Annotated in this window: 3 protein-coding genes; all 3 read right to left on the reverse strand. The window is 47.7% G+C overall.

Annotated elements, in window-relative coordinates; genetic code table 11:
• Positions 1-160: 160 nt before the first annotated feature.
• The 3 genes from VN105_RS09155 to VN105_RS09165 all read right to left on the reverse strand — a co-directional run bounded on the left by VN105_RS09155 (position 161) and on the right by VN105_RS09165 (position 6,218).
• Entirely contained in the window at positions 161-1,111 is a 951-nt protein-coding gene (locus tag VN105_RS09155) for an endo-beta-N-acetylglucosaminidase H (protein WP_325640072.1), read from the reverse strand.
• 154 nt (positions 1,112-1,265) lie between these two features.
• Positions 1,266-2,906, reverse strand: coding sequence for a RagB/SusD family nutrient uptake outer membrane protein (locus VN105_RS09160; protein ID WP_325640074.1), 1,641 nt, complete (start codon positions 2,904-2,906; stop codon positions 1,266-1,268).
• A 24-nt stretch (positions 2,907-2,930) separates the two neighbouring features.
• Complete coding sequence (locus VN105_RS09165) at positions 2,931-6,218, reverse strand: SusC/RagA family TonB-linked outer membrane protein (protein ID WP_325640076.1); 3,288 nt, start codon at positions 6,216-6,218, stop codon at positions 2,931-2,933.
• Between the last annotated feature and the right edge of the window lie 144 nt (positions 6,219-6,362).

Consider the following 6,362-nt stretch of genomic DNA (forward strand, 5'->3'; position numbering starts at 1 on the left):
CCTGGGGCCCTACTGCAGCTACTATGCTGCTGAAGCCGTATGCGAAAGACTGGTTCCGCTTATCTGCAAGGGAAGAAAGTATAAAATAAACTTCGGTTTTAATAATACAGATTTATTTAAAACAGGGAGTCGTTTTTAAAACGGCTCCCTGTTTTTTTTGTCAGGGTGTATAAGTAACATTACTGTTGTAAAGAATACTTGAAACACCGGAGAAATACACATGTTTATCTGTACTGGTGAGGTTGTACCACAGGTAAACGCCGTAACCATTGTTCTTCGTTTGTGTAGCCAGTGAGTTGGCCGTACTCTGGCTGGTGGCCTGGATATCTACTGCTGCGGGCCCTAACTGCGCCTTTGTGAGGCCGGCTACATTGGGTACGGAGTAACTGCCGTAAATGGCATTCCAGCTGTAGTTGGCAAAGTCGCCTACTTTTTTGCCACCCCACGATAACCTGGAAGCAGCGGGACCATAGTAATAGAACGAGATGATCTTAGTGGGCATCAGTTTGCGCAGTTCATCCACCAGCATCACGAAGGAGCTGTCGTTTGGCTGCGTGGTGCCATTGTTGCCATATTCGGCGTACTCATCATCAAAATCAATTCCATCCAGCCCGTAGTAGCTAACGGTATCGCTGAGCTGTTGTGCAAAGGCCCGTGCAGCGGTTCTGCTGGTAAAGTTACAGAAGCCTGCGCCCTGGTGGTTACCAAGGATGGATAGCAATACTTTCATCCCCTTATTTTGCAGGGGTACAATTTGCGTGGCCTTGTTCGCCAGCACGTTGGATACATTGGGGTTGTTGTACAGTACCGCTTTGTGGGTGGTGGTATTGTAGTTGATATTGGCCGCAAAAATAATGGCAATATCAAACAGCTGCTGCCCACCGGTGGTTAACGTGTACTTGCCGGTGTTTAATAAGCTGTTGCTGTTTACTTCCACATAACAAACGGAAATGCCGCCGGCTTTGGTAACGGTTTCCACATGCGCGCCGGTAGTGTTTTTACCGGTGCTTCCTGGAATGCTGTTGTTTTCTTTTTTACAGGCGCTGAAGAAGAAGGCGGCGCACACCACTCCTGCGGCCAATAGCCGTAGGGAATGAAATTGTTTTTTCATACTGGAATGAATGTTTAAATGATCAGGAAATCAGGGTTCAAATTTTGGTTATGGGTTTTCCGGTCTGGTGGCTCTTATAACAAACGTATGCTCAGGTTAACTTTGAATATCAGTATTCCGGCGGCCTGTGGGTGGCAGGCCGCCGGAAATTAATTTATGGCTTCTTATCCCACCAGAGACGGGTACCGCCGTCATCAACATCACCCAGCAACTTTACTGCGTCCGCCACCGCAGCAGGATTGGTGTTGTATTCATTTTGTGGGAATGGCAACCTGCGGATCTGTATATCTTTATCTATAGCGCCTCCGCTATTGTTGTTCACTACCGTAAACAGCTTAGGATAACCGGTACGGCGAAACTCCGTCCATGCTTCCTGTCCTTCAGGAAACATCGCAATCCATTTCTGCGTCATGATGCGTTCTATTTTGTCCTTATCAGTGGCGCCTTCATTCCACTTAATAGTGATGGCAGACGGCTTACCATTGTTATTAGCCGGATTCTTAGGATCTGTATAGGCATCCGGAGTACTCTTATCATCAGCCAGGTAACCCGGAGCGCTTACCTGCCATTGCGCCATGGAGGTAGTAACGCCTTGTTCATACAGTTGCTGTACGCTTCCGCCTGCATTGCTCCAGCCTTTTAAAGCTGCTTCTGCACGCAGGAAATATACCTCTGCAGCAGTCATTACCTGCATGGGTGTTTTCAGGGTAAACGCCGGAGAGGCGCCATCATCCGTATTCAGGGAAGAATAGGTTTGGTACTTGGATTTATCTACCAGGCTGCCGATGCGGATACCTTTGTATTCTCCTTTCAGGCCGGTAGCCGGATCGGTGGCTTTATCCATATATCTTGAAATCCTCGGGTCTTTGTAACCAGACAGGTAACATTGAATAGAAGCGCCGATACGGATATCTGCCCAGTTTTTCGCAATAAACACCAGCGGGTTGGTAAAGTCGCCGGTGATCTTTACGGTCATGGCGTCTGCATTATCTGTAATAACACCGCCGTTAGCAGGATTTAACGCTTTCTCGCCTTCCGTTTTCGCGGTGGCAGGATCTATGTTTGAAATGTGCATAGCCAGGCGTAAACGCAGGGAGTTAGCAAAACGCAGCCACTGGGTGAAGTTTCCGCTATACACTACATCAAAAGAAGAGAAATCAAACGGAAGCGCGGTTCCGCTGCTGATCTGTGCACGCAAACTGGCAGTAGCATTGTCCAGCTGTGTGAAAAATTGTTTGTACACATCCTGCTGGCTGTCGTAAGGAACCGACGACAAGCCCTCACCTACACGGCTATACGGAATTGGTCCGTAAATATCAGTTACACGACTCATGGCAGTAACCTGTACTATTTGCGCTACGGCCCAAACTGCAGGGAAGTTTTTATCGATACCACCTTTCTGCAGTTTTACTACCGGCGACATCACATTCAGATAACCTACTTTGTAAGCCTCTCCATTCCAGCCTGGCACCAAACCATAATTCGTGTTATTGGAACTGCTGAATGGGTTGGGTGTCATAAAATACCCGGAAAAACAATCTGCATTCAGGTTCTGCTGCACCTGGTAGGAGTTGGGATCCCCACCGCCGGAAAAGTTGAGAATAGACATCTGGGCAGATTTAAGATACAATCCCAGTGAGTTGAAATCTGCGCCCAGCTGAGCGTCAGTGATGCCGGTATCGTCAGTGTTGTAACGTTCAAAGTTTTTTGTACAGGCACTCATCCCGGTTACCAGGGCTGCAGTAGCTACCAGTAAACCTGATCTGTAACGCTTCATTTTATTATACAGTTTCATCGTTTTCAGTTTTTCGGTAAATGATTAGAAAGTGGCATTTACAGTAACGCCATAGCTGCGGGAAGCAGGCAACATAAATACATCCACACCACTAAGCCCGTTGGAAGTAGACATGGTTTGCTCCGGATCAAACGGCGCTTTCTTAGAGAAGTAGAACAGGTTACGGCCATTGGCAGATACTTTCAGTGCCTTCACTGCATTACTCTTCAGCGGAATCGTATAACCCAGCGAAGCTTCTCTTAATCTAACGGTAGTGGCACTGTACATGTATTCGCCGGAAGCACCGGTTCTGCCGCCTACTACATTGTACCATTTCTGGGCATCTACGGTAGTAACAGGTTGTCCGTTTTCATCTACACCGTTTATCTTCACACCACCTGCATCACGCGCTGCACCGGAAACAGCGGAAACACCGTAACCATCCATTACCGATTGGGTTACAGACATCACCTGTCCACCGAATTTGCCATCTATCAGGAAAGACAACGTAAAGTTGTTATAGGCAAAGCTGTTGTTCCAGCCCAGTTGCCATTTGGTATTAGCATTGCCGAGATACTGCATCTGGCCGCCAGCCAGGGAAGGAGCGCCGTCTTTAATCATCACACGGCCCTGCTCATCACGGTTTAACACGGTGCCGTAAATGTCGCCAAAAGAGCCACCCACTTTAAACTGGGAAGCATAGTTGGCGCCGGTGCCATCGCCGGTCAGGCTGAAACGGTCCACAAAAGGCGATAGGGAAATGATTTTGTTGTCGTTTACCGCATAATTCAAAGCGGTATTCCATTTCAGTTTGGTATCGCGCAGCACATCATACTTCACCATTGCTTCCACGCCCTGGTTCTGGATATCGCCGGCATTAATAAAGTAAGTATTGAATAAAGTGGCGTTAGGCGCCGCAATTTCCATCGTTTGGTTAGTGGTATTGGTCTTGTAGTAAGTTACATCCACACTTAAACGGCTGTCGAAAAAGCGCCATTCTGTACCTAATTCCAGCGACTTGGTTTTTTCCGGTTTCAGGTTGGTAAAGGGCGCCTGGGTTCTCACAGATATGTTACCGCCTGTGATCAGCACGTTGTCCGGTGTACTACTCTGGTAAGCCAAAGGCGAATTACCTACAATGGCATAAGATCCGCGGATCTTACCAAATGTAATTGCTTTAGGCATCTTCAGCAGCTGGCTCAAGATCACATTTAACCCGGCAGATGGATAGAAGTAAGACATCTGGTCGGTAAATGCCAGGTTTGAAGCCCAGTCGTTACGCGCTGTCAGATCGAGGTATGCCCAGTCTTTATATGAGATATTCACACTCGCAAAAACAGATTGCCACTGGCTGTGTTTCTCCTGTAAAGTGCCGGAGTTACGTGCATTCAGCGATTTCATGTTTTGTATAGTGAATATATTCGGGAGCCACAGTCCTTCCTGTCCTGCCACCAGGTAGTCGCCCTGCGTTTTCACATCACGGATGCTTCCACCCACCAAACCGGTGAAGTGAAGATCATTGGCCGGTATGTTAAAGTTGGCGATCAGGTCACCATATTGCTGTGTAGTCGTGTTGTTGTTATAGTTAAAGCCACCGTTACTGGAAGCGAGTGTGGTTTGCGTACCTGCATATATCTTTTGTTCATATACATCGGCAATCCGGTCAATGCTTCCCCTTCCCTGAATATTTAACCAGCTGTTGATATCGTATTTCAGGCTGGCATTGGCAAGTACCCTGTTCCTGTTAAGGGTGTTGGTGTTCCGGTTGAGGATCCACCAGGGGTTTTGCTGAAGATCTTCAGAAAAAGGCCAGTTCTGCACCATCAGGTTGTTCCGGGCAGGATCAGGCAATTCATAATTATCCCTGTATGGGCTGATATCCACACCACGGGGAAACAGGTACAAACCGGTAAGCGGGTTGAAGTAAAAGCCTGATAAAGGGGTGTTGTCAATTTTCTGCGTCATGTAATTCACATCAGCAGAAGCAGTCAGTTTATCATTCAGGAAATGTGCCGTTTCTTTGAAGCTCAGGTTATGGCGAGCCAGTTTATTACCTGCTTCCAAACCCCGTGCAGAGGTATTGGCGTAGGAAAAATAAGTTTGTGCCTTTTCAGATCCTCCTGCCAGACTAATAGCATTGGTGAAGTTATTTCCCGTCTGGAAAAAGTCGGATACGTTATCTGCAGCACCGTTGATCTTACTGCCCCAGCTTTTCGTACTAACGTCGGCTGACTGCCCATAGTTATTCTGGAACTTTGGTTTGTAAGCAGCCTGGCTTATGTTGAAACCGGAGGATACATTAATAACCGTACGACCAGCCTTTCCGCTTTTAGTAGTAACGATGATCACACCATTCGCGCCCTGGCTGCCATAAAGCGCAGCAGCAGATGCGCCTTTCAATACGGAGATACTTTCAATATCTTCCGGGTTAAGGTTGGAAATAGGGTCACCGCCATCGTAGGAAGAACTACCACCATAAATGCTGGTGGGTTGGGTGGAGATGGTATTGTTCATCGGCACTCCGTCAATTACATACAATGCCTGGTTGCTGCCGAGTCCTGATTTGCTGCCGCGGAGGATCACTTTGGCGGAACCGCCCACGCCGGAAGCGCTGGAGGAAATAGTTAAACCCGCTACTTTACCGTTCAGGGTATTTACCAGGTTGGCGTCTTTGGCTTTGGTAAGTTCCAGTCCGTCCAGTTGCTGGGTGGAGTAGGTGATGGATTTCTCCGATCTTTTAATACCAAGGGCGGTTACCACTACCGCGCCCAACTGGCTGTCCTGGATATCCAGGGTTACCTGGATGTTGGGGTCATTACCCACAGTTACCTGTTTGGTTTCATAACCAATGATGCTGATGATCAGCACATCGCCCGGATTGGCTGCCAGGGTAAAAGTTCCCTGTACATTGGTAACTGTTCCTTTATTGGTGCCTTTTACCTGGATAGATGCGCCTACCAGCGGCAGCCCCTTGGAGTCAGTCACCTTGCCCTGTATATCAATAGCGGCGATGGCGGCTTCGGCAGGCGCCACTGCTTTGGCTTTCGGGCTGATGACGATCGTTTTGTCTACAATGTTATAATTAAACAGTTTGGTATTCAGGCAGGCATTCAGTACCTCGGCAAGGGAAGCCTGGTTCATATTCAGGTTTACCGGCGGGGCCTTCTCCAGTAATTTCTCATCGTAAACAAATTCATAACCTGTCTGGCGGCTGATGCTGTTGAAAACATCATAGAGGGGAAGACGCTTCCCTTTGATGGTAACAGACTGAGAGAATGTTTTGGCGCTCAGATTAAGGGTGAATACCAGCGTGAGTATTGCAGTTAATCGCATAATCAACAGTAATTTTCTTTGCATACGTCCTCCTTTCCCGGGGACTTTGCAGGTACCAAGTAGTTCCATACTTTTGTGTTGTTGGCTTAATAATTCAATTTTCTAATCGATTCAGGGAGTTGGATTGCCTTCTATCGCCGGGAG

Source organism: Chitinophaga sp., from assembly GCF_035564935.1.
Classification (GTDB): Bacteria; Bacteroidota; Bacteroidia; order Chitinophagales; family Chitinophagaceae; genus Chitinophaga.